Raw genomic sequence first — 22,036 nt, 5'->3', positions numbered from 1 at the left:
AAAAAATTACTACATCTTTGAAAAAATTTTGGGCAGTGCCCTGCCCTTTTCCCATATGATAAAAAACTTAGTGATTGTGGAGTCGCCGGCCAAGGCCAAGACCATTGAAGGGTACCTGGGGAAGGATTTTGTGGTGAAATCCAGCTTCGGGCACGTGCGCGACCTCCCCAAAGACAATAACGCTATAGACATAAAGAACGGCTTCAAGCCCACCTACGTGGTCAGCCCCGACAAACGGGAGGTGATCGCACAGCTTAAAAAACTGGCCAAGGAGGCGGAGGTCGTGTGGTTAGCATCCGATGAGGACCGCGAAGGAGAAGCTATTTCCTGGCACTTGTCTGAGGCACTGAACCTGAATGAGGCCAAGACGCGCCGCATCGTGTTCCGGGAAATCACCAAGAACGCTATTCTGAATGCCATTGATAACCCCCGCTCTATTGACACCAACCTGGTGAACGCCCAGCAGGCCCGTCGCGTGCTTGACCGCCTGGTGGGTTTTGAGCTGAGTCCGGTGCTCTGGAAAAAGATAAAGACCGGTCTTTCCGCGGGACGGGTGCAGTCTGTAGCCGTGCGCGTGGTGGTGGAGCGTGAGCGTGAGATTGAGCGTCACAAAGCCGTATCCGCGTATAAAGTAGTTGCCCAGTTTGAGGCGAACGGCAAACGGATGGAGGCGGAATTGAACACCCGTTTCAAAACCCAAGCTGAAGCAGAGGATTTCCTCAAGCGTTGCATTGGCGCCTCCTACTCTATTGAGAGTTTGGAGAAAAAGCCCACAAAACGCACCCCAGCACCTCCGTTCACCACGTCTACCCTGCAGCAGGAAGCTAGCCGCAAACTGTCTTTCTCGGTGGCTCAGACCATGACCGTGGCCCAACGCTTGTATGAAGCCGGTAAGATCTCCTACATGCGTACTGACTCAGTAAACCTCTCTCAAGATGCGATGACGGCAGCAGCGGCCGAGATTTCGCGCTCTTTTGGCGAAAACTACGTGAAAACGCGGCAGTACAAAACCAAATCTAAATCAGCGCAGGAAGCCCACGAATCCATCAGGCCCACAGATTTTGCCGCGATTCAGGTAAGTTCTGACCGTAATGAGCAGCGCCTCTATGATTTGATCCGCAAACGTGCCATCGCCTCGCAGATGGCTGATGCCGAGATCGAGAAAACCACTGCCACCATCACCATCAGCGGCCAGCCTGAAAAACTGATCGCTACGGGTGAAGTCATCCGCTTCGAGGGTTTCCTGAAGGTATACACCGAATCTACCGACGATGATGAAGTGGCCGATGATGATGTGAAAGGCATGCTGCCTCCATTATCTGAAGGCCAGGCCCTGAACTTGCAGCGCCTTCAAGCCACAGAGCGGTACAGCCGCCCGGCTCCCCGCTACACCGAGGCCAGTTTGGTGAAGAAACTGGAAGAGATGGGCATCGGACGTCCGTCTACGTACGCGCCAACTATTTCTACTATTCAGAAACGGGGCTACGTGGAAAAAGACAATCGCGAAGGAAAAGAACGGGCCTACAACGTGCTCACGTTGGAGAACGGCCAAATCTCTACCCAGAAGAAAACCGAAATGGCAGGGGCCGAGAAAGCCAAACTTTTCCCCACTGACATCGCCATGGTGGTTACCGATTTCCTGGTATCCCATTTCGAAAGTGTGATCGACTACTCTTTCACGGCCCGGGTTGAGGAAGAATTCGATGAAATTGCCGCCGGTAAAAAGCAATGGGATAAGATGTTAGACACCTTCTACTCAAGCTTCCATCAAACCATTGAGACAAGTGCCAGCGTGGAGCGGTCTACTGTAAGTGGCGCCCGTGAATTGGGCGTTGATCCTATTTCAGGCATGAAGGTGATTGCAAAGTTAGGCCGCTTCGGGCCGTATGTGCAGTTGGGCGAGGAAGTGGAAGGCACCGATGCCAAACCGGTATATGCCAGCCTCCGGAAAGGCCAGTTCCTGGAGTCTATTACCCTGGAGCAAGCCTTAGAATTGTTCAAGTTGCCTCGTATCGTGGGTGAGTTTGAAGGCAAGGGCATGAAAGCCGCCATCGGCCGTTTTGGGCCTTATATTCAACACAACAGCAAGTACTACTCGCTGCCGAAAGAACTTGATCCGCTGCTGGTTACCGAGCCTGAAGCTATTGCGCTCATCGAAGCCAAACGCAAAGCCGATGCTGAAAAGATGATCAAGACCTTCCCTGAAAACCCAGAGGTTACCGTGCTGAACGGGCGTTTCGGGCCGTACATCTGCGTGGGCAAAAAGAACGTGAAGATCCCCAAAGGCCAGGAGCCTGCGGAGTTGACGTTGGAGCAATGTCTGGAGCTGGCCGAGGCTACCCCTGATAAACCAGCCCGCGGTGGTTTCAAGAAGAAAGCTGCTCCGGCCACCGATGCTCCAGCAGCCAAGAAAGCTCCGGCCAAGAAACCGGCCGCTAAAAAAGCCACCGGTACAACCAAGACCTCGGCTGCCAAAAAGCCCGCTGCTCCTAAAAAGAAAGCAAGCTAAACCAAGACTTATTGATTTTACCCTACTCCCCGTTTAGAGGCTGATTTTCTAAAAACAGCCTCTAAACGGGGAGTAGCTTTTTACACTCGTTTGCAGTAGATTACAGGACAAACCTGAACAAACCATGAAACAGAAAGTTGTGGTATTGACCGGCGCCGGAATCAGCGCAGAGAGCGGCCTGGCTACATTCCGGGACGCAAACGGCCTCTGGGAAGGACATGATGTAATGGAGGTGGCCTCGCCGGAAGGCTGGCAGAAAAACCCAAAATTGGTGCTGGACTTCTACAACCAACGCCGGAAAAGCGCTTTGGGGGTTGAACCAAACGCAGCCCACAAAGCCTTGGTTGACCTGGAACAGAAATATGACGTGCGCATCATCACCCAGAATGTGGATGATCTGCATGAGCGGGCCGGGTCTTCGCACATCCTGCACCTGCACGGCAAGCTGTTTGAGAGCCGCAGCACCAAAGACGAAAAACTGGTGTACCCCATGAACGGCTGGGAACTGAACCTGGGCGATCTCTGCGAAAAAGGCTCTCAACTAAGGCCTAACATTGTTTGGTTTGGAGAAGCTGTTCCACTCATTGAACAAGCCGCCGAAGAAACCATGCACGCCGATTACCTGCTTATCATCGGGACATCTTTACAAGTGTATCCAGCGGCAGGCCTTCTCTCCTACGCGCCGCATGACACCCCCATTTACCTGATTGACCCCAACACACCGGCGGTCTCGCACCGCAGAAACTTCACCATCATTCAGGAGAAAGCCACCGTGGGCGTACCTAAATTGGTCAAGAAGCTGCTGGGAGAATAACTTCGTTTTAACCTTGTTTTGGTAAATTAGCCCTTAAACAGCACTCACTTAGGTAATTCCCAAGGTTTGTCTGAGTTGTACCAAAGCTCTTCTCCCCTGATTTCCAGCGGAGAGGCGAAGTTGTTGTGGTATAGCTGTCCGGTTCCCAACCCTTGAGGCATAGGATTACCCAACTCAGCGGCAAACTGGGCAATGGCGTTCAGGCCGATGTTGGATTCCAGCGCCGAGGTAAGCCACCAGTCAATTCCCAAAGACTGAGCCACCTGAATCCACTCCCGGCTGCTTACCAATCCGCCCACCAGCGTGGGTTTGATGATGATATACTGCGGCCGGATGGTGTGCAGCAGGTTCCATTTGTTTTCCTCCCCATTCACGCCAATAAGTTCTTCGTCCAAGGCGATGGGAATGGGAGAAACCTCGCACAGAAGCTGCATTTCCTCTACCTGTCCGGCTTTGATGGGCTGCTCCAGGGAATGGATATCGAACATGGCCAGTTGCCGGAGCTTCTCCTCCGCATCGTACGGTGAGAAGGCCCCGTTGGCATCTAACCGAAGTTCCAGTTCCTGCGGGCTGGCTACATTCCTGATTTCTTTCAGTATCTTCAATTCCTGCGTGAAATCAAGCCCGCCAATCTTCAGTTTCAGGCAGCGGAATCCCTGGTCCATCTTTTTTTCGATCTGTTCCCGCATAAATGCCAAATCGCCCATCCAGATAAGGCCATTGATCCGGATGCCCTGCTCTGAGCTTGAAAAGGGAGTTTTGTACAGGATTCTTTGGGCCCCGCGTAAATAGTCAATCCAGGCGGTTTCAGCGGCAAAACAAATGGAAGGCCAGGCTGCCAGGGAACTCCAGAAGTTCATCCCCTCGTCGGCCTCGGGGTCTTCCAGGTTCAGGGCGTTGTACTGGTCGCAGAGATGCTGCAGGAGTTGGGGAAAATCGGGGGAATAGTCGGGACTTAGGCCGGGCAGCGGAGAACACTCGCCCCATCCCTGCACCTGAGGTCTCTGGGTGTGGTGCACGCGCAGAAAATAGGCCTGGTGGGTTTTCATGGCGCCACGGGAGGTACGGGCATCGAACTTAAAAACCAATTCCCGCGAAAAAGGGGTAAAAACAAGGGGCATAGGGTCTTTTTCTGACAAGTGAAGGTACAACCTTTCAGGATAAATCTAGTTTAGAAGGTAAATAAGTACAAACCACATGATTCCTCTTACGCTAAACCACACCACCAGTTTGCTCACACGTTTCCGGCAGATCCGGCGGCAGACCGAGCAGTTGTGCGCGCCGCTTACCCCAGAAGATACGGTCATGCAACCCATGGTAGATGTGAGTCCGCCCAAATGGCACCTGGGACATACTACCTGGTTTTTCGAGACTTTTATCCTGGAGCCGCATCGGCCGGGTTACCAGCCTTTCCATCCGCAGTACGCTTTCCTGTTCAACTCCTACTACAACAGCATGGGCAGCCGGGTAGCCCGGTCTGACCGTGGTACCTTGTCGCGCCCGCCGTTGGAGGACATCTACGCTTACCGCCAGTACGTGGACGAGGAAATGGAACAAGCCCTGAACTCTGATTCCTTCCTGGAAAATGATCAAATACAAGTCCTTCTGGAACTGGGCCTTCAGCACGAACAGCAACACCAGGAACTCTTAGTCACCGACATTAAATACATTCTGGGCTGCAACCCGCTGTTGCCAGCTTATCAGCCCAAAGCTGAACCTGCTCTGATGCCCGTATCTGTAAAACCGCCCCAAAACGAATGGGTCACTGTGCCGGAGGGCATGTACACTATTGGATTTACGGGCGAGGGTTTCTGCTTTGACAATGAACTACAGGCTCACCCCGTATATGTAGCGGAGTTCCAGGCGCGGCGTACCCCGGTAACCAACGGCGAATACCTCGCCTTCATGGAAGCTGGCGGCTATTCAGATTTCAGGCATTGGCTTGACGAAGGCTGGCAATTGTGTCAGCAACATCAGTGGCAAGCTCCTCTTTACTGGACAAAACAGGACGAGGAGTGGTGGTACTTCACGTTGCAGGGCTTGGAGAAGGTTGACCTGAATGCCCCGGTTACGCACGTGAGTTTCTATGAGGCACTGGCTTACGCGAACTGGTCTGGGCACCGGCTTTTGACGGAATTTGAATGGGAAGCCTTAGCCCAACTTCATGCCAATCCTCTGCAGGAAGGCAACTTCTTGGAAAGTGGTCTGCTGCAACCAGTGGCGGCTATCCTTTCTCAAGATTCAGATAAAGTGGCCCAGTTGCTAGGCAATACCTGGGAATGGACTTACAGCGGCTATTTTCCTTACTCTGGTTTTGAGACGGCACCCGGGGCTTTGGGGGAATACAACGGTAAATTCATGGTAAACCAGATGGTGCTGCGCGGGGGCTCCTGCGCTACCCCGCAAAGCCACATCAGAAGCACGTACCGAAACTTTTTTCACGCAGACAAACGCTGGCAGTTCACCGGCATCAGGTTAGCCAAACGATACTCCTAAACCCAAGTCATGACCTCCACCTCTACCCAAAACGGCCTGATAGACCTGTTGCCCACCCGTGTCTCAGATGACAACGGCCTGGCGCAGGATGTAAAGCAGGGCTTGAGCCAAACCCCCAAAAAGCTATCCTCCAGATTCTTTTATGATGCAAGAGGGAGCCAGCTTTTCCAGCAGATCATGGAACTGCCCGAGTATTACCTTACCAAACTGGAGCACCAGATTTTGTCGCGCCAACGCAAGGAGATCCTCTTCGCAATGGATACCCACACCCGGTTCCAGTTAGTGGACCTTGGCGCCGGTGATGCCTACAAAACCAAACTGCTGCTTTCTGAGTTGGTGGCCTCAAAAACCGATTTCTCCTATGTCCCTCTGGATATTTCCCAGGACCAGTTGACTCTGCTTCTGGAAGACATGGGCCACCGGTGGCCCAGCTTACAGGTGAAAGCCCTCGCCGCTGAATATTTCCAGGGATTGGAATGGCTTAACCAACACGTACACCAGCGCAAGGTAGTGCTGTTCCTGGGCTCCAACATCGGGAACTTTGACCTGTGCGAGGCCAAGAACTTCCTCTGTACCCTGCGCCAGACCCTGAACCCTGAGGACTCCTTCCTTTTAGGCCTGGATTTAAGAAAAGACCCCGAAAAAATCCGGCGGGCCTATGACGATGCCGCCGGCATTACCTCGGCCTTTAACCTCAACCTGCTGCATCGCATCAACAAGGAACTCCAAGCCGATTTTGACCTGGACGCCTTCCAGCACTTCGCGGAGTACGACCCTTTAGAAGGTACCATGCGAAGTTTCCTTATCAGCCAGAAACCACAGGAAGTGTACATTGGGGCCCTTCAGCAAACCTTTCAATTCGAGGCCTGGGAAGCCATCCATACCGAGAATTCCTATAAGTTCTCGCTCCGGCAGGTAGAGGAAATGGCTCAGGAATGCGGCTTTTGGGTGCAGGATGTCTTCACAGATCCCAGCCACGGCTTCGCCGATGTACTGCTTCGGCCTCTGCCTTAACCTGAGCAGGTGAAAGACAGGAAACGATTTTGCCTCGGTTTTCTGAAAACAGGTGAAAAATGACTAGATTTTGCGGGCCATTCAGGGGCCAAAGTAAAGTCTGATCTTTAAACCACCCGTACATGGATGTTATTCCGCTGCATTTAGGCGTCAGCCATTTCAATACCCCCGGCGTGGCAGTAGAGGCCATCCATAAGGCCCTGTCCAAACATGACACCTTTTACGGTCCCACAGAAGGCCTGCCGGATTTAAGGTACGCCCTGGCGCAACGGTACCTGGAGGACGAAGGCGTGCCGGTTCCCGCCGAGCAGATCCTTATCACCCACGGGGCCAAACACGCCATCCACCTGTACCTGCAAAGCCTGCTTCAGCCCGATGACGAGGTGATTGCCCTGGCCCCCTACTGGTTTGCGTTTCCGGAGCTTATCCGGCAAAGCGGCGGCAAACTGGTAACAGTACCAGCCAATCCGGAGCAAGGCTATTCCCTAAATGTTGAGCAAATCAGGCAGAAAGTTTCCCCGGACACCCGGCTGCTCATCCTCACCAACCCGGGAAACCCCACCGGAAAAGTGTATTCCGTTGCCGAGCTGCAGCAGGTAGCGCACCTGCTGGACGAGTTCCCCAACCTGCACCTGCTCTCAGACGAAATCTACGACGGGCTTGGGTTTGACGGGCCCGTACCAAGTTTCATACGCTTTGAGCATCTGCGAAATAGAGTAGCCGTGATCAATGGTTTCTCTAAGTCCTTTGCCATGTCGGGTTGGCGGGTTGGGTACCTGATTGCCCCTTTCGAAGTTCTCCATTCCGCCACAGAACTCCAGCGAAAATTGATCTCGGGGGTATCGCCTTTTGTACAGGCTGGCGCCGTAGCCGCTACCCAACACCGCCACCAAATCTGGAAACACTTCAGGCAAGACCTGGAAGCGAAAAGAGAGCGGGTACGCCAGGAACTGGAGCTGATGCCCAAGCTCAAATTCACCCTTCCGGATGCGGGGTATTATGTCACCTTACAGGTAGATGGCTGCCTGCAGGCCCAGGATCCTGCCTCTCCCTTTATGCTCGTGGAGGAATGGGCCGCTGCCTTGAAAGACCAGGTAGGGCTTGAGGTTTTGAGCGCCACAAACATGGGAATGACCAACGCTGTGCGGATGTCCTACGCCCTTCCGGAGGATATTTTGGAGAATGCCCTGCTTCGCTTGAAAGCCTTTGTTTCTTAGGTGTTTTCCTATAAACAGCCTTAAAACAACATCTGCCTATTCCGAACTTTCCCAAACTACCCGAGAACTAAGTACTGAGGAGTTGTTTAACAGGTCAACTTTAGCCTAATCCTGAGAGCCTGAATTCATGTTCAACTCTTCTCTCACCTCTAACTCTTCAAAACCTCAAAACCGGTTTTAAAGCTAGTTTCCGGAAAACACATCAAAAACAAGGCGTGAAGAAACTTACTTCACCTCTGGGAACAGGAGTTTACCAAAGGATTGATCTTTGCTTACTTGGACATTTGTCCTCCTGAAGAGAGAAAATAGCCGTACCTTTGCGCCCTGATTTAAAAATGGCTTGTGATTTTCTCTGCTCAATACCGCGAACATTATAAAAGTACTTTCTGGCTAGCCTACCCCGTGGTGTTAAGTCAATTGGGGCACATTCTGGTAACAGTAACCGACAGTGTGATGGCTGGTCGCATTGGGACGGCTCAGTTGGCCGCGGCTTCGTTGGGAAACAGCATTTTCACCATCACCCTGGTGTTTGGTTTGGGAATCTCTTACAGCATCACGCCCCTGGTGGCCCGTGCCGACGGCCGTAAAAACCACACCCGGATCGCGTTAGTCTTGATCAATGGCCTTTTCCTGAACACCATCGTAGGGATTCTTTTGTTCCTGGCTTTCTGGGGATTATCACCTCTCATCGCGTATTTAAATCAACCTGAAGAGGTGGTTCGGCTGGCCATTCCGTACGTGAACATCCTGTTCTTTTCCATGGTGCCACTGATGGTGTTCCAGGCCTTCAAGCAGTTCGCCGAAGGCCTATCCCTCACAAAGCAGTCTATGTACATCTCCATTTTTGCCAACGTGGTGAATGTGGGGCTCAATTACGTGCTCATCTACGGTAAGCTGGGTTTGCCCGCCCTGGGCTTGAACGGGGCTGCCTGGGCTACGTTTATCTCCCGCGTGCTCATGGCCGTCATCATGGCTGCTTTTGTACTTAGGTTTAAGCGCTTTGCCCGCTATCGCAAGTACCTCACCCTAGAACACCTCTCCTGGACCCATATGTCCCGCATGTTCAAAATCGGGTTGCCTATCTCGCTGCAGATGATCTTTGAGATGGGAGCATTCAGTTTTTCGGCGGTGATGATTGGTTGGGTAGGTGCCCGCGACCTGGCAGCCCACCAGATTGCGTTGAACGTAGCTTCCGTGACGTACATGATGGCCAGCGGAATCTCATCGGCGGCTACTATTAGGGTGGGCAAACTGCGGGGCTCCGGCGATCTGCACGGGGCCCACGTGGCCGGCAACAGCAGCCTCATTCTGGGAGCTTTGTTCATGGCGGCAAGTGCCACCCTCATCATTCTGGGCAAAGACCTGATCCCGCATTTTTACGTGAAAGATGCCTCGGTGCACGTGTTGGCCTCTAAACTGTTGATCATCGCCGCTATTTTCCAGTTGTCTGACGGGGTGCAGGTGGTGGGTTTGGGTGCTTTGCGTGGTCTGGAGGACGTGAAAGTACCCAGCATGATCTCACTGTTCTCTTATTGGCTTATTGCCTTGCCGGTGGGGTATGCCTTAGGGTTCTGGGGAGGGATGGGCGCTGTTGGTACCTGGCTGGGGCTCTTTACGGGTCTTACCATTGCCGCGCTGCTGCTGTATTTCAGGTTTAGAAAGTTGAGCCCGCAATAAAATTTTTATAACTTAGTTGTGAAGGGAGGAAACTCCTTTTGGACGGGAGTGTGTTACCTCAGCAGCTATGTCATTTACATTTTTTCCGCTTTGGATCAGCGCGCTGTTTCTGGCCGCTATTCCTGATACTAACCCTACACCGATTGCCCCCCTTAAAGCAGACATTCCCTGGACGGTGCAGAAGCGCCTTACCTGGGATGACTTTGCCGGCAGTCCTTCGCCCACCAATCAACACCACGCCCTTACCTCCACCAACATGGAGATGAAGGTTAAATGCGAGAACAACCAGCTGAAGTTTAAAGTAGAAGCGGTTTTCAACCCCAAGGAATCCTGGACCCGAAATAAAACCTCAGTCTTGTTACTGGCCCATGAGCAGTTGCACTTTGATTTAACCGAGCTGCACGCCCGCCAACTGCGCAAGCGCCTGGCCGAGCTTCCTAATGCCTGCAACCGGGGTGCCGCTGACTTAAACAAGTACGCGAACGAGGCCTTCAATGCCTGGCACAAAGAGCAGGAATTCTATGATTCCCAGAGCCGCCACGGCCTGGACAAAGACCAACAACTGGAGTGGATCGCTTCTGTTGAACTTCGGTTAAAACGATTGGAAGCTTATAAGTAAACTCTCACAGACTTTAGCTAAATGCTTCAAATAAAGCAATTTAAGCAGAGAGCCGTTTAGAGCCTGATTCATGAAAATCAGGCTCTAAACGGCTCTCTGCTTAACAACCTAAATGATTAGGAAAGCTTTTCTAGGTCCCGGGGCGCCGGGCCAGCCACTACTTTCCCGTACGGATCGAAGCGGGAACCGTGGCAGGGGCAATCCCAGGAGTTTTCCAGGTTATTCCAGTGCACAATACAACCCAGGTGGGTACACACCGCCGAGCTTTCGTGCCGGACTCCTTGGGCATCACAGTACACGGCTACTTTACCGGCGCCTTTCTGCACCACCACTCCGGTACCCGGGGCAATCTCTTCCTGCTCTTTGTGGCCTGGTTTTACCCAATCTAAATACTGGCTTGCCACGTTGAGGTTCTCCTTCAGGAATTCCTTGGCTGAATCAGTGGAGAAAGTCACGCGGCCAGGGTCATACAGTTTTTCCCAAGGATTGACGCGTTCGCAGATTAGGTCGGTGATCAGGATACCGGCTATGGTGCCGTGCGTCATACCATGCCCCGAGTCGCCGGTGGCGATGTACACGTTTTTGCTGTTTCCCGGATTCCGGCCAATGAAGCCCATGAAATCTACCGGTTCCATCACCTGCCCCGACCAGCGGAACACCACATCCTGCGTCATGGGGAATTTCTTGCGGGTCCATTCTTCCAGACAATCAAAACGCTCGCTTTCGTCTCCATTGCTCTGGCCCGTTTTATGGTCCTCGCCCCCAACAATCAGAATCTCAGAGTCCAGGTTTTCCTCTCCGGCGATGTTGCCCAGGCGCACATAGTGATAAGGGTCAGAATCATCCCAGTACAAGGCGGTAGGAACCGTGCCTTTCGGTACCCGAGCCCCGATGACGTAGGTACGGTAGGGAGCCTGTTTGGTATGCATGGTCACCTGATCATTGACCGGGGTATTGGTACACACCACTAAATGGTTGGCGGTCACCGAAAAAGCAACATCCGTAGTGGCGCGGTGTACCCGGCCGGTGTCAAACTCTTTTACGTGGCTGTTGGTGTAAATTTCCCCACCGTGATCCAGGATGTAGCGGGCAAGTACTGAAAGGTACTTCACCGGGTGAAATTGGGCTTGCCGCGGAAACTCCAGACAAGGACCTTCGCTGACGCTGGGCAATGGACATTGCTTCAGTTTCACCACATCCATGATGCCTAATTCATGACAAGCCGCCAATTCCTGGTCTAGTTGGTCTTCGGTGTCAGTGGCTCCTAAGAAAAGGTAACCCGGCAAGTACTGAAAATCACACTGGATCTTTTCGTCCTTGATGATTTCCTCGATCTTGAGGATGGCGTCCCGGTGGCTTTCGTAGGCCAGCAGGGCCTGGGCCTTCCCGAAAACTTTGATCAGGGTAGAGTATCGGTCATCCAGGGCCCAGGAAAGGTGCGCGGTAGTGCGGCTGGTTTCCCCGCCACAGATTTCCCCGGCTTCCAGGACCACTACTTTCTTGCCTTCCTTGGCTAAGAGGTAGGCAGTGGTCAGGCCTGAGATACCGGCCCCTACCACGCAGACATCGGTGGTGATATTGCTATTCAAGGTTTGGGTAACCGGCATTTCCACGCCCGGCTGCCAAACAGACAAAGTTGTACCCGTGTTGTTTTTCATAGTTTGGTGAGGTATAGAGTGAGGCAGCCGCCATCATAGAACCGCCACTTTGGATACGCGGGCCTGCCGCAGAGGTTTCTACGGAGTGACAAGCGTATTTGTCGCTTCAAGGCAGAGGCCTTATCTTGGGCGCAAAAACCACCATGGAAAACAACATCACCTGGGACCAGTTCATGGCCGTAGACCTGCGGGTAGGCACCATTGTGCGGGCAGAGGCTTTCCCTGAGGCCCGAAAACCGGCCTTTAAACTGTGGGTAGATCTGGGAGAATTAGGAATTAAGAAGTCCAGCGCACAAATCACGCGCCGTTATACGTTAGAAGAAGTGGTAGGCAAACAGGTGATCTGCGTGGCTAACTTCCCTAAAAAACAGATCGGGTCTTGGCTGTCTGAGGTGTTGGTGACGGGGTTCGAAGACGAGGAAGGCCATATTGTGCTGGCGCAACCGCAAGCTCAGGTGCCAAACGGCAAACGGCTTATTTGATCATTCTTTTCTTTTGAAGCCCTTTTAGGGAATCTGGCACCGAAATACGCTTGAACTTGCTCAACTTTGTTTTGGCCTTGATGGTGTCTGGAACTGCTTCTGGGGCATGCTCCAGGGTGGTAGTAGAATCGGTGGTAGCCACTTGGGCGGTCATTTTAGCCTCGCGCAGACTCAGGCTATCCAGCACTATCTCATAGATTTTATCCAGGGTGGCCGGGTTGGAGAGATAGAAATCGTAGCTGTGTTTGAACGCACTGTCTGATACTCCCTGTCGTTTCAGGATTTGTTTATGGGCAGCGCGGTAGGCGGCTCGGGAAGAATCAAAGTGGTGGATGGTACGGGCGATGGCGGCTTCGGTGAGGTGAACGTCTATCATGATGCGGGCCATCTTTTCCTCCGTAATCAGATCGGCTGGTTTCTCTTGCTCGGGAGTACAGGCCAGAAGCACCAGCGGCAGTAAAAGGAGGCACAAACGTTTTTTCACGCGGTTGTTCGTAAGTTTGGGTAATTTTAACGCTGCACAACCCTTTGCAGGTATGAAAGACTTGGTCAGGAAGCTACGAAAGTACGAGATACAGATCAGAAAGGCAATTGACGCCCAAATGCAGGGCGACTTCAAATCGGTCTTTAAAAGCTCTGGACTGGAGTTCGATGACGTGCGCGCCTACCAGTACGGCGATGACGTGCGCTCCATTGACTGGAACGTATCGGCCAAGGGCCATGGTACCTTTGTGAAGACTTACCGCGAGGAAAAAGAGCAAAACGTATTCCTGCTGCTGGACGTGAGCGGTTCCCATTCCTTAGGCACACCCGGAACCCAGAAAATGGACATCGGGAAAGAGATTGGAGGTATTTTGGCGTTATCGGCCTTAAAACAGGGAAGCCAGTTGGGCATGATCTGCTTCAGCGACGGCAAAGAACGCTACCTGAAGCCCAGCAAAGGCAATGAACACGCCTACAGCCTTATCAAGACCCTAGCGGTATTGCAGCCGCAGTCGTTGAAAACCAACATCGGGGCGGGGATCAAGCTGTGCCTCAACGTGGTCAAACGCAAGAGCATCATCATCCTGATCTCAGATTTCATTGATTTGAATTACGAGCGCGAACTGATCATGCTGGCCAAGAAACACGACCTCATTGTGCTGCAACTCATGGACAAGCGCGAGATTGATTTCCCTAAACTGGGCATTATTCCGCTGCAGGATAAGGAATCCGGCAAAACCATCTGGGTGAACACCTCTTCCAGGGATTTCAGGGAACGGTACCTTCTCCCCTACGCCAGGAACCAGGAACGCCTGGCCAAACTGTGTCGCCAATACCAAGCCGATTTCCTTCCTATTTTTGTGGAGCAGGACTACGTGCCACAGTTGGTGCACCTGTTCAGGGCGCGTAACAAAATCATGAAACGGAGTTCCTGAGAACGAACACCAGCCTTTTGGACCTGTTTTCCTGAAAACAGCCCTGAAACAGTTTCCCTTTAAAAGGAACTTGAAGAACGAAACCTATAAACTACTGCTGGCAGCCAACCTTTGCTGCCCAGTGAACCTTTAAATTTGCATCCACTACTCCAAAAGACCTGCTGGCTTTTCCTGTGCCTGCTGCCTTTCTTCTGCCAGGCCCAATTACCTGCCGTAAAGGTAGAAGGCTTTTTCCTGCGCGACTCCGTAGATTTGGGCCAAACGGTGAAGTATGTGCTGCGGTCCAGGCATTCGCCCCAGGCCGAGGTGGTCTTCCCAGATACCTCTTTCAAGTTTGCTCCGTTTGAGGTGGTCCGGAAAGACTTCTTCCCTACCCGGACCGTTAAAGGCGTCAGTACCGACAGCACCATTTACCTTTTGCGCACCTTCAGCCTGAAACCCGTGCAAACTTTGCAAGTCACTGCTCAACTTTTTCATAGCGGCGACACCCTGCAACTGACCACCAACCCAGATTCTGTTTTTCTGCGGCAACAGGTATCCACGATTGAAGACCCGCTTCCCCTGAAATCGGCGACCCAACTAGAGCCGGTTCCGGCGCAATTCAACTATGTGTATTGGTCCTTAGGTGCTTTAGCAGGTGCCATTTTGATTGGCGGGCTTTGGCTTTTGTTTGGGCAGGGAATTAACCTGCGGTACCGGCTGTACGTGCTGCGCAAAGACCAGACGCAGTTCCTTTCCAGGTTCCAGACCTCACGGGAGCGTTTCCAACGAGGTAAAACCCTGGATCAACTGGAACGCGCTATCACTTTGTGGAAGAATTACTTAACCAAACTAGAAGACACCGCCATCAACTCGTTTACCACCAAAGAAATCGCCTCTTACTATGAAGAAGACGAACGGGTGAGTAACGCCCTTAAGGTATGTGACCGGGCCATTTACGGGAACATTATTTCCGATGATGAAACCGAAGTAACCGATTCCCTCTCGCAGTTAGCCGACTTTGCCGCTTACCGCTATGTTTTAATCCGAGACTCTCTGCGCAATGTGGCAAACACCCGCTGATTTTTCCTGGCTGAACTTCCACTGGTTCTCATGGAGTACTTTCCAGTCTTTTGATTGGGAAAGCCCAAGCTTTTTGTATGCGCTTTTTGCAGTGCCGGTACTATTTCTGCTGCGGTGGCTTTTTACGGTGCGGTTCCGCCGGAAAATGGACGTGGCCTTGTTTGAAGGCGATGTCACCTGGCACTGGAGCAGCGTGCTGCGCTACATCCCCGATGTGGTGTTCGGGCTATTTCTCATGCTGGTGCTGGTAGCCCTGGCCCGCCCCCAGAAAACCGATGAAACCGTAGAGCTCTCCGCTGAAGGCATTGACATTGTGCTGGTCATGGACGTGTCTGGCTCCATGGAATTAACCGATTTTCTACCCAACCGCCTGGAAGCTGCCAAAGATGTTGCGCTTCAGTTTGTGAACGGCCGTGTGCAGGACCGCATAGGGTTGGTGGTTTTCGCCGGCCGTGCCTTTTCCCTGGCTCCCCTCACTACCGACTATGAACTGATCCGGGAAAGTATCAAAGGCATCAACCTGGGGATGGTCTCGGAAGACGGAACCGCTATCGGGAGCGCCTTGGCAGTGGCCATTAACCGGCTGCGGGAATCGAAGGCCAAATCAAAGGTGTGCATCCTTATCAGTGACGGGGAAAACACCGCCGGAAGCCTGGACCCCGAGTTGGCCGCCCAATTGGCGCATGCCTTCCAGTTGAAGCTGTATACCGTGGGCATCGGAAAAGAGGGAACCGTGCAGATGGAAGCCGATTCTACGGGTAAAATGGTCACCATTCAGACAGGTTTGGAGGAAAAAACGCTTCGGCAGCTCGCCTCCCTTTCTGAGGGACAGTTCTTCCGGGCCCAAGATGCCAATTCCCTGACGCAGATCTTCCAACGGATCAATACCCTGGAGAAAACCGAGATAAAAGAAACCCGCTACCGTGACACACGTGACTATTACCAGATATATTTGCGCTGGGCAATTGTTATGCTGTTGCTGTGGCTGCTGCTCAAAAACACCTTTTTCACCAATGCGTTAGAAGACTGACGGTAGATGTTGGTTTTTAGTTATTGGTTTGATTTAACAAGACTTGCCTAATTTTTCATCGGCTTACATGACCATACAAGAGAACATACGGGATTTTCAGAGCCGTTTAGCGGGTACCAACTGCCGCCTGATTGCCGTGTCCAAAACCCACCCGGTGGAGTTGATCCAGGAAGCCTATGATGGCGGACAACGGGCTTTTGGGGAAAACAAGGCGCAGGAGATGAAAGACAAACAGCCGCAACTTCCCGCGGATGTGGAGTGGCACATGATCGGGCACCTGCAAACCAATAAAGTAAAATACATCGCGCCGTTCGTGCACCTGATCCAGTCGGTTGACAGTTTGCGTTTACTGCAGGAAATTGACAAACAAGGCCAAAAACATAGCCGCGTAATTGATTGCCTGCTGCAGTTCTACATCGCTGAGGAAGAAACCAAATTCGGGCTGGACCTGGAAGAAGCCAGGCAGATCCTAAGGTCAGATGAGTTCAGCCAACTGGGTAACGTGCGCATCTGCGGGGTCATGGGCGTGGCCACCAACACCAATGACTCTGCGCACCTGCAGCGGGAATTTGCCCGACTGAGAGGCTACTTTGAGGCCTTGCGGGAGGAGTTCTTCCCAGGAGTTGCCCACTTCAAGGAGATTTCTATGGGCATGAGTTCAGATTACCAATTGGCCATCTCCGAGGGAAGCACCATAATTAGAGTGGGCAGCGCCATCTTCGGGAACCGGGACTATTCTATTACAACCTAGCTTTTAACCTGATTTCTTAAAATGACCATTAAAACGATATTGATCCTGGGAGCCCTCCTGAGCGGATTGGGTGTGATGATAGGAGCCTTTGGAGCCCATGGTTTGGCCAAATTACTCACTGAGACCGGCCGCACCGATACTTTTGAGACCGCCGTGAAATACCAGATGTACCATGCCCTGGGCTTGCTATTGGTGGGCGTTCTCATGACCCAATTCCCCGCGGCCACCGGTATGCGCCTCTCGGCCATCTGCTTTCTGATTGGCATCCTCATTTTCTCAGGCTCTTTGTATATTCTCTGCCTCACGGGCATAAAATGGATGGGCGCCATCACCCCTATCGGGGGCTTGTTCCTGATTGGCGGCTGGTTGAACCTGGTTTGGGCCCTGGTGAAAAACCTGAAGTAGAAATCCTTTAGTTGTAATGAAAAACGCCTCTCTTGCAAAAGTAGGAGAGGCGTTTTTTATGGTGTTTTTAGAAAAACAGAGGTAAAACCTTAATCGGCGGATGCAATGTTGGAGGAAAAAACAACCTGAACATTGCCTTGAACGGCATTTGACTCCACAATTAACACTTTGTTTTGCTGCCCCCGTTTCTTAGCACTGTTGAAGCTGGCTTTGATCACAGCGGTTCCGCCGGGCATCACCGGAGCCTGAGGAAACTCTGTGGCAGTACAACCGCAGGTGGTTTTTACATTATAGATAATCAGGGGTAAGGTGCCGTTGTTGGTAAACAGAAAGTCATGCTCAATGACATCGCCCTGCTTTATGTCACCGTAGTTGAATTTAGGCTCTTCAAAAACGATGGACGGACCCACCGGAGTTGGAACTGATGGTGCAATTGGGGCTACCGGGGCAGTACCCACTTTGGTGCCAGTGGTGTCTTGCGCCATCGCCGCCGAGCTCCCAACAAGCAGGAATAAAGCGCCAAAAAGAAGTTTTTTCATTCGTCTGGTTCGTATGTTCAGTTTGCCTAAGCGAAGGTACTTAATCTTCTACACGTTCTGGTGCATTCTCCAGGAGTTTCTCGTTGAAGTTCACCAGGAACAGCTGTTCTGAGGCACGGGTAGCGGCTGTATACAACCACCTGGCAAACTCCTGGCTTACAAGATCATCCTTTAGGAATCCGTGGTCCACGAAAACGGCTTGCCACTGGCCGCCCTGGGCTTTGTGGCAGGTGAGCGCATAGGCAAACTTCACCTGAAGGGCGTTCAGGTATTTGTCCTGCCGCATCTCCTGGGCTCGGGCCCGCTTGTTGGCAATGTGCTGGTAATCCTCCAGTACCTGTTGGTAGAGTTCCTTGTTCTTGTCGGCGGGCAGGGCGGGAGCCTCTGAGTACAGGGTGTCCAGCATGATCTTGGTGTCCAATTCCTCTTCATTTGGATAATCCACGAACCTAATGCGCACATCGGCGAAGCGCATGCCGTACATTTCCTCGTACCGGATGATCTTGGTTATCTCCACGAAATCGCCGTTGGCCATGAACCCGATGTTGGAATCCTTGGGCAGCCAGGTGTAATTGTTGCGCACGATCATGAGGTAATCCCCTACCCCTATCTCGTCCTCGGCAAAGAAGATCTGCCTTCTGATGTGCTGGTTGTACAGATTGGCGGTTTTGTTTGACCTACAGATCACCGTGGTATTGTCTATCCCGAACTTGTCATAGGCATACCGCAAGCCGTCTTCCAGTTTATCTCCCCGCATGGAGAAAATGTCCCGGAAACCGCGAGTCTTGAAAGCCAGTTCGGGCTGCTCTTTGACAAGCTCATTCCGAAGGCGGGTGGCGTTCATCAGAATACCAGATTCTTCAGCTTGCCGCATTACCTGGCGCATTTCCATCTCGTGAACGTGGCACTGGAAATTGCCTTGCAGATAACCCGCATCCAAAGACGGACTGATAGTCTGGTTTACCGGCGGCAACTGGGCGGTGTCCCCGATGAGCAGCAGTTTATTGCTTGGTTTCTCGAAAACGTACCCTAAAAGGTCCTGCAGCAAACCACTGTCACCGAAAGCTTTATCATCAGAAATCATGGAAGCCTCGTCCACGATGTAGATAACCTGCTCGCTCTTGTTCGGCTGACGCGAAAATGCTAATCCGTCTGAATACGGGTTAGCGGTCTGCTTATAGATTTTCTTGTGGATGGTAGAAGCCGGCTTGGCCGAGTACGTGGACATGACCTTGGCCGCCCGTCCGGTAGGTGCGAGCAACACATATTTATACCCGAAGCTGTTCAGGATTTTCACCAAAGCGCTCACCACCGTGGTTTTACCCGTACCCGCGAAGCCTTTGAGCAGGAACACCTCTTTCAGGCCGGTGCGGCGCATGATGAAATGATCCAGTTTCTGGAACAGGTTGGCCTGGTCCTGGGTGGGTTCAAAGGGAAAGTTCTTGCGGAGCGCTTCTGCAGGGGTCATATTCAGTTCAGGGAAGTAGTGGCTTCCGGCCGAAGGATTGCCATCGTAGCCGATGCCTTGGCGATCAGTTTTTTCTCGCCGGTGCCATCTATACTAAAGATTTCCGCCTCACAAAAGTTCAACTTCTTGCCTTGTTTCAGCACCCACCCTTTGGCAAAAAGCGCGCACCCCACCCCGGGGTTCAGGTAAGAAACGTTCAGGTTGGACGTGACCACGTGGTGGTTGGCGGGTATCAAGGTGACGGCGGCAAACCCCATGACAATGTCTGCCAGGGTGGCAATTACCCCACCGTGGGCAATTCCTTTGTGCTGTTTGTGCTTTTCTTCCAGGAGTAAGCGGCCCTCTATCAACCCTATTTCAATGGTTTCTATTTCAAAACCCAGCAAATGCATGTAAAATTGCCGCTGAAGTTTTTCTTTTACCGTATTTGTGTACTCAGGATTGAACAACTGTAACATCTGGCAAAAGTACTGCCTCAGGAACTGCCCTACAACCTATGGAGAACATTCATCCGCTTGCAGAACCATACTCATCTAAAACCAGGGTCAGAGTCTGCGGACTGCTGATACAGGAAGACAAACTATTGCTGGCCCGTCACAAGGCTGCCTTTGGCGAAGGTTATTTCTGGATGCCCCCCGGCGGTGGCCTTGATTTCAACGAAAAAGTAAAGGAATGCCTTAAAAGGGAGTTCAAAGAAGAAACCGGGTTGGAAATTGAGGTAGGTCGGTTTTTATATCTCAATGAGTTTCTCCGTCCGCCGCTTCATGCTATTGAATTGTTCTTTGAGGTGAATCTCGTTACGGGGACCTTGGCTCTTGGGTCAGACCCAGAACATGAGCCCCATGCGCAGTTGTTAGAAGAGGTAAAGTTTCTCAACATCCGGGACATGTTCCAACTCCAGCGCGAGGAATTGCATCCTATCCTTCATGCGTTGGTGAACCTGGATGATTTGTTTATTCCGAGGCAGAATTTTTTGGATTGATTTAAAGGGATTTTGTTTGCGCGGATGTTTTAAGGCTGTTATGTGAATCTGCTTCATAATTCCTCTCAAATATGGTTCAGGAGAACTCTCGCCAAACCATAAAAAAGCACCTCCCCGTTTCAAGGCTGTTTTGAAAAATCGGCCCTGAAACTGGGAGGTGCGGTAAAGACAGCAACTAGGTTACTGCTAAAAAAATTAATAAGCGCTGGCCTTGTCCAGCAAGGCAATATCTTCCTGGCTTAAAGTTATTTGTGCCGCTTTGGTTAAATCATTCAACTGTTCCAAACTGGTGGCGCTGGCGATGGGGGCGGTGATGCTGGGGCGGGCCATGAGCCAAGCAAGGGAAATTTGGGCAGGGTTGGCATTGTGCCGGGCAGCTACTTCATCCAGGGCCGATAAGATGCTGAAGCCGCGTTCGTTGAGAAAGCGCTTTACGCCTCCGCCACGAGGGCTTTTGTTCAGGTCGGATTCTGAGCGGTACTTGCCGGTCAGGAAACCGCTGGCCAGGGCGTAGTAGCTGATCACGCCAATTCCTTCCTGCAGGCACAAAGGTTCTAAAGCCTCTTCGAATTCCTGGCGGCTATAAAGGTTGTACTCGGGTTGCAGGCTTTGGTAAATGGGCAGATGGTGCTGTTTGCTTGTTTCCAGGGCTTGCTGCAGACGGTCGGCTTTGATGTTGGAGGCTCCAATCGCGCGCACTTTTCCGGCTTTGATGAGCTGATCGTAGGCTTCCAGGGTTTCCTCAAAAGGCGTGCTGGCATCGTCCACGTGCGACTGGTACAGATCAATATAGTCGGTTTGGAGGCGGCGTAGCGATTCCTCTACCCGTTCAAAGATGTAGCTTTTCTTCAGGCCCTTTTTATCCGGAGCGATCTCCCAGCCTACTTTAGTGGCGATGACCACTTTGTCGCGGTTGCCGCGGGATTTCAGCCAGTTGCCGATGATGGTCTCTGACTCACCTCCGGTATGGCCGGGAACCCAGACCGAGTAGCCGTCGGCGGTGTCAATCAGGTTGAAGCCAGCATCGGTGAAGGCATCCAGCAGTTGAAAAGAGGTATTCTGGTCAATGGTCCAGCCGAAGACGTTTCCGCCGAAAGCCAGCGGGGCTACTTCCAGCCCTGATTTTCCTAAGGTGCGTTTTTGCATAGTTTGGTAAAAGAAGGGTTAAAACGGTAAAAGGTGAAAACCCGCTGAGACCAGACAACTGGCAACTCAGCGGGTTCTATGGGTTATTCTCTTAAAAAGAAGATTGGTTACGCTACGGTCAGGAAAAATTCTTCAGATGGTCGGCGCACTTTCTTGGCCGAGGCCAGTTTGTCATTCTCGGCATCGCGGTAACCAAGGGCCAGCAAAGCCACGCTACGCAGGCCTTTCTCACGCAAGCCTAGCAGTTCATCTAAGGCCGCCGGATTGAAACCTTCCATTGGGGTAGAATCCACTTTCTCGTGGGAAGCAGCTACCAGACCGGTTCCCAGAGCGATGTACGCTTGTCTTGCAGCCCACTGGAAGTTTTCCTCTGCGGTTCTACTGTTGATCACTCCGGTAAGGCTTTGCGCAAAACCAGCCAGGGACTCAAGGCTAACCCCTCTTTCGGCGGCAATTCTCTCCATGTATTCGGTCACTTGGGCTTCCGTTAGATTATCCCAGGCGGCAAACACCAGTAAGTGCGATCCCTCAATCACCTGCGGCTGCTTGGCGGCTTCGGCGTGGATCTGCTTCAGTACTTCCGGGTCTTCAACAACCACCACGTTGTAGGGCTGGAAACCCATGGAAGAGGCAGAAAGCCGAATGGCCTCTAAGATATTGTTTAATTTATCCTGGGGAATTTTCTCTCCCGTCATCCGTTTAGTGGCGTAGCGCCAGTTCAGGTCGTGCAGTAAGTTCATCGAACGGTT

The 22,036-nt window shown here is 52.1% G+C and carries 22 protein-coding genes; 14 read left to right on the top strand and 8 right to left on the bottom strand.

The window, feature by feature from the left end:
• The first annotated feature begins 55 nt into the window (after nucleotides 1–55).
• Nucleotides 56–2,509 carry a type I DNA topoisomerase gene (gene topA, locus EFB08_RS23900; protein ID WP_123128042.1) on the top strand — a complete coding sequence of 818 codons (2,454 nt, stop codon included), beginning with the start codon at nucleotides 56–58 and terminating at the stop codon, nucleotides 2,507–2,509.
• A 124-nt stretch (nucleotides 2,510–2,633) separates the two neighbouring features.
• Nucleotides 2,634–3,323 carry an SIR2 family NAD-dependent protein deacylase gene (locus EFB08_RS16345; RefSeq protein ID WP_123128041.1) on the top strand — a complete coding sequence of 230 codons (690 nt, stop codon included), beginning with the start codon at nucleotides 2,634–2,636 and terminating at the stop codon, nucleotides 3,321–3,323.
• 44 nt (nucleotides 3,324–3,367) lie between these two features.
• On the opposite strand, the gene EFB08_RS16340 is transcribed toward EFB08_RS16345, so the two are convergent.
• Nucleotides 3,368–4,444 carry an o-succinylbenzoate synthase gene (locus EFB08_RS16340; protein ID WP_123128040.1) on the bottom strand — a complete coding sequence of 359 codons (1,077 nt, stop codon included), beginning with the start codon at nucleotides 4,442–4,444 and terminating at the stop codon, nucleotides 3,368–3,370.
• 76 nt (nucleotides 4,445–4,520) lie between these two features.
• Between EFB08_RS16340 and egtB the strand changes: the two genes are divergently transcribed.
• From egtB to EFB08_RS16315, 5 genes are all read left to right on the top strand, one after another.
• Complete coding sequence (egtB, locus tag EFB08_RS16335; RefSeq protein ID WP_123128039.1) at nucleotides 4,521–5,819, top strand: ergothioneine biosynthesis protein EgtB; 1,299 nt, start codon at nucleotides 4,521–4,523, stop codon at nucleotides 5,817–5,819.
• Nucleotides 5,820–5,828: 9 nt separating this feature from the next.
• Nucleotides 5,829–6,833: an L-histidine N(alpha)-methyltransferase gene (gene egtD / locus EFB08_RS16330; RefSeq protein WP_123128038.1), complete on the top strand. Its 1,005-nt coding sequence runs from the start codon at nucleotides 5,829–5,831 to the stop codon at nucleotides 6,831–6,833.
• A 122-nt stretch (nucleotides 6,834–6,955) separates the two neighbouring features.
• The gene (locus EFB08_RS16325) at nucleotides 6,956–8,050 is read left to right on the top strand and encodes a pyridoxal phosphate-dependent aminotransferase (protein ID WP_123128037.1); all 1,095 of its coding nucleotides are present in this window, start codon (nucleotides 6,956–6,958) and stop codon (nucleotides 8,048–8,050) included.
• Between the two features lie 342 nt (nucleotides 8,051–8,392).
• The gene (locus EFB08_RS16320) at nucleotides 8,393–9,727 is read left to right on the top strand and encodes an MATE family efflux transporter (protein WP_317125606.1); all 1,335 of its coding nucleotides are present in this window, start codon (nucleotides 8,393–8,395) and stop codon (nucleotides 9,725–9,727) included.
• Between the two features lie 67 nt (nucleotides 9,728–9,794).
• Nucleotides 9,795–10,346 (top strand): DUF922 domain-containing protein, encoded by a 552-nt coding sequence (locus EFB08_RS16315; RefSeq protein WP_123128036.1) that lies wholly within the window; start codon nucleotides 9,795–9,797, stop codon nucleotides 10,344–10,346.
• 116 nt (nucleotides 10,347–10,462) lie between these two features.
• Here the strand turns inward: EFB08_RS16315 and EFB08_RS16310 are convergent, their stop codons facing one another.
• The gene (locus EFB08_RS16310) at nucleotides 10,463–12,004 is read right to left on the bottom strand and encodes an FAD-dependent oxidoreductase (protein WP_123128035.1); all 1,542 of its coding nucleotides are present in this window, start codon (nucleotides 12,002–12,004) and stop codon (nucleotides 10,463–10,465) included.
• A 143-nt stretch (nucleotides 12,005–12,147) separates the two neighbouring features.
• Between EFB08_RS16310 and EFB08_RS16305 the strand changes: the two genes are divergently transcribed.
• Entirely contained in the window at nucleotides 12,148–12,486 is a 339-nt protein-coding gene (locus EFB08_RS16305) for a tRNA-binding protein (protein WP_123128034.1), read from the top strand.
• On the opposite strand, the gene EFB08_RS16300 is transcribed toward EFB08_RS16305, so the two are convergent.
• The gene (locus tag EFB08_RS16300) at nucleotides 12,479–12,970 is read right to left on the bottom strand and encodes a DUF4296 domain-containing protein (protein ID WP_123128033.1); all 492 of its coding nucleotides are present in this window, start codon (nucleotides 12,968–12,970) and stop codon (nucleotides 12,479–12,481) included. The genes EFB08_RS16305 and EFB08_RS16300 overlap by 8 nt on opposite strands.
• Nucleotides 12,971–13,022: 52 nt before the next feature.
• Between EFB08_RS16300 and EFB08_RS16295 the strand changes: the two genes are divergently transcribed.
• The 5 genes from EFB08_RS16295 (at nucleotide 13,023) to EFB08_RS16275 (ending at nucleotide 17,152) form a co-directional block, all read left to right on the top strand.
• The gene (locus tag EFB08_RS16295) at nucleotides 13,023–13,904 is read left to right on the top strand and encodes a DUF58 domain-containing protein (RefSeq protein ID WP_123128032.1); all 882 of its coding nucleotides are present in this window, start codon (nucleotides 13,023–13,025) and stop codon (nucleotides 13,902–13,904) included.
• A gap of 135 nt (nucleotides 13,905–14,039) precedes the next feature.
• Nucleotides 14,040–14,966, top strand: a complete 927-nt coding sequence (locus tag EFB08_RS16290) for a hypothetical protein (RefSeq protein WP_125077761.1) — start codon at nucleotides 14,040–14,042, stop codon at nucleotides 14,964–14,966.
• A gap of 73 nt (nucleotides 14,967–15,039) precedes the next feature.
• Entirely contained in the window at nucleotides 15,040–15,996 is a 957-nt protein-coding gene (locus EFB08_RS16285) for a VWA domain-containing protein (protein WP_227006368.1), read from the top strand.
• A 67-nt stretch (nucleotides 15,997–16,063) separates the two neighbouring features.
• Nucleotides 16,064–16,747 (top strand): YggS family pyridoxal phosphate-dependent enzyme, encoded by a 684-nt coding sequence (locus tag EFB08_RS16280; RefSeq protein ID WP_123128029.1) that lies wholly within the window; start codon nucleotides 16,064–16,066, stop codon nucleotides 16,745–16,747.
• Between the two features lie 27 nt (nucleotides 16,748–16,774).
• On the top strand, nucleotides 16,775–17,152 hold the full coding sequence (locus EFB08_RS16275; protein ID WP_394342980.1) for a DUF423 domain-containing protein: 378 nt from the start codon (nucleotides 16,775–16,777) through the stop codon (nucleotides 17,150–17,152).
• Nucleotides 17,153–17,241: 89 nt separating this feature from the next.
• Here EFB08_RS16275 and EFB08_RS16270 read toward each other — a convergent pair whose 3' ends face one another.
• Genes EFB08_RS16270 through EFB08_RS16260 form a run of 3 tightly spaced genes read right to left on the bottom strand, consistent with a single transcriptional unit; the run spans nucleotide 17,242 to nucleotide 19,617 of the window.
• Nucleotides 17,242–17,691: a DUF1573 domain-containing protein gene (locus EFB08_RS16270; protein ID WP_227006367.1), complete on the bottom strand. Its 450-nt coding sequence runs from the start codon at nucleotides 17,689–17,691 to the stop codon at nucleotides 17,242–17,244.
• 40 nt (nucleotides 17,692–17,731) lie between these two features.
• Nucleotides 17,732–19,159, bottom strand: a complete 1,428-nt coding sequence (locus tag EFB08_RS16265) for an ATP-dependent DNA helicase (RefSeq protein ID WP_123128027.1) — start codon at nucleotides 19,157–19,159, stop codon at nucleotides 17,732–17,734.
• Between the two features lie 2 nt (nucleotides 19,160–19,161).
• On the bottom strand, nucleotides 19,162–19,617 hold the full coding sequence (locus EFB08_RS16260; protein ID WP_123128026.1) for a PaaI family thioesterase: 456 nt from the start codon (nucleotides 19,615–19,617) through the stop codon (nucleotides 19,162–19,164).
• A gap of 38 nt (nucleotides 19,618–19,655) precedes the next feature.
• Here EFB08_RS16260 and EFB08_RS16255 point away from each other — a divergent pair, with 38 nt between their 5' ends.
• Entirely contained in the window at nucleotides 19,656–20,141 is a 486-nt protein-coding gene (locus tag EFB08_RS16255; protein WP_123128025.1) for an NUDIX domain-containing protein, read from the top strand.
• A 195-nt stretch (nucleotides 20,142–20,336) separates the two neighbouring features.
• Here EFB08_RS16255 and EFB08_RS16250 read toward each other — a convergent pair whose 3' ends face one another.
• Nucleotides 20,337–21,287 (bottom strand): aldo/keto reductase, encoded by a 951-nt coding sequence (locus tag EFB08_RS16250; RefSeq protein WP_123128024.1) that lies wholly within the window; start codon nucleotides 21,285–21,287, stop codon nucleotides 20,337–20,339.
• 107 nt (nucleotides 21,288–21,394) lie between these two features.
• Nucleotides 21,395–22,027 carry an NAD(P)H-dependent oxidoreductase gene (locus EFB08_RS16245; protein ID WP_123128023.1) on the bottom strand — a complete coding sequence of 211 codons (633 nt, stop codon included), beginning with the start codon at nucleotides 22,025–22,027 and terminating at the stop codon, nucleotides 21,395–21,397.
• Between the last annotated feature and the right edge of the window lie 9 nt (nucleotides 22,028–22,036).

Origin of the sequence: Rufibacter latericius (genome assembly GCF_003721515.1) — a bacterium.
In the GTDB taxonomy this organism is placed as follows: Bacteria; Bacteroidota; Bacteroidia; order Cytophagales; family Hymenobacteraceae; genus Nibribacter; species Nibribacter latericius.
The sequence above is the reverse complement of the archived record's forward strand: the minus strand, read 5'-3'. Positions and strand labels throughout refer to the sequence as shown.

Excerpts from the sequence above, each read along its gene's own strand:
- egtD (WP_123128038.1), top strand. The coding sequence starts at position 5,829 with ATGACCTCCACCTCTACCCAAAACGGCCTGATAGACCTGTTGCCCACC.
- EFB08_RS16245 (WP_123128023.1), bottom strand. The coding sequence starts at position 22,027 with ATGAACTTACTGCACGACCTGAACTGGCGCTACGCCACTAAACGGATG.
- EFB08_RS16250 (WP_123128024.1), bottom strand. The coding sequence starts at position 21,287 with ATGCAAAAACGCACCTTAGGAAAATCAGGGCTGGAAGTAGCCCCGCTG.
- EFB08_RS16345 (WP_123128041.1), top strand. The coding sequence starts at position 2,634 with ATGAAACAGAAAGTTGTGGTATTGACCGGCGCCGGAATCAGCGCAGAG.
- EFB08_RS16260 (WP_123128026.1), bottom strand. The coding sequence starts at position 19,617 with ATGTTACAGTTGTTCAATCCTGAGTACACAAATACGGTAAAAGAAAAA.
- EFB08_RS16280 (WP_123128029.1), top strand. The coding sequence starts at position 16,064 with ATGACCATACAAGAGAACATACGGGATTTTCAGAGCCGTTTAGCGGGT.
- EFB08_RS16305 (WP_123128034.1), top strand. The coding sequence starts at position 12,148 with ATGGAAAACAACATCACCTGGGACCAGTTCATGGCCGTAGACCTGCGG.
- egtB (WP_123128039.1), top strand. The coding sequence starts at position 4,521 with ATGATTCCTCTTACGCTAAACCACACCACCAGTTTGCTCACACGTTTC.
- EFB08_RS16295 (WP_123128032.1), top strand. The coding sequence starts at position 13,023 with ATGAAAGACTTGGTCAGGAAGCTACGAAAGTACGAGATACAGATCAGA.
- EFB08_RS16310 (WP_123128035.1), bottom strand. The coding sequence starts at position 12,004 with ATGAAAAACAACACGGGTACAACTTTGTCTGTTTGGCAGCCGGGCGTG.
- EFB08_RS16255 (WP_123128025.1), top strand. The coding sequence starts at position 19,656 with ATGGAGAACATTCATCCGCTTGCAGAACCATACTCATCTAAAACCAGG.
- EFB08_RS16265 (WP_123128027.1), bottom strand. The coding sequence starts at position 19,159 with ATGACCCCTGCAGAAGCGCTCCGCAAGAACTTTCCCTTTGAACCCACC.
- topA (WP_123128042.1), top strand. The coding sequence starts at position 56 with ATGATAAAAAACTTAGTGATTGTGGAGTCGCCGGCCAAGGCCAAGACC.
- EFB08_RS16340 (WP_123128040.1), bottom strand. The coding sequence starts at position 4,444 with ATGCCCCTTGTTTTTACCCCTTTTTCGCGGGAATTGGTTTTTAAGTTC.
- EFB08_RS16325 (WP_123128037.1), top strand. The coding sequence starts at position 6,956 with ATGGATGTTATTCCGCTGCATTTAGGCGTCAGCCATTTCAATACCCCC.
- EFB08_RS16315 (WP_123128036.1), top strand. The coding sequence starts at position 9,795 with ATGTCATTTACATTTTTTCCGCTTTGGATCAGCGCGCTGTTTCTGGCC.
- EFB08_RS16270 (WP_227006367.1), bottom strand. The coding sequence starts at position 17,691 with ATGAAAAAACTTCTTTTTGGCGCTTTATTCCTGCTTGTTGGGAGCTCG.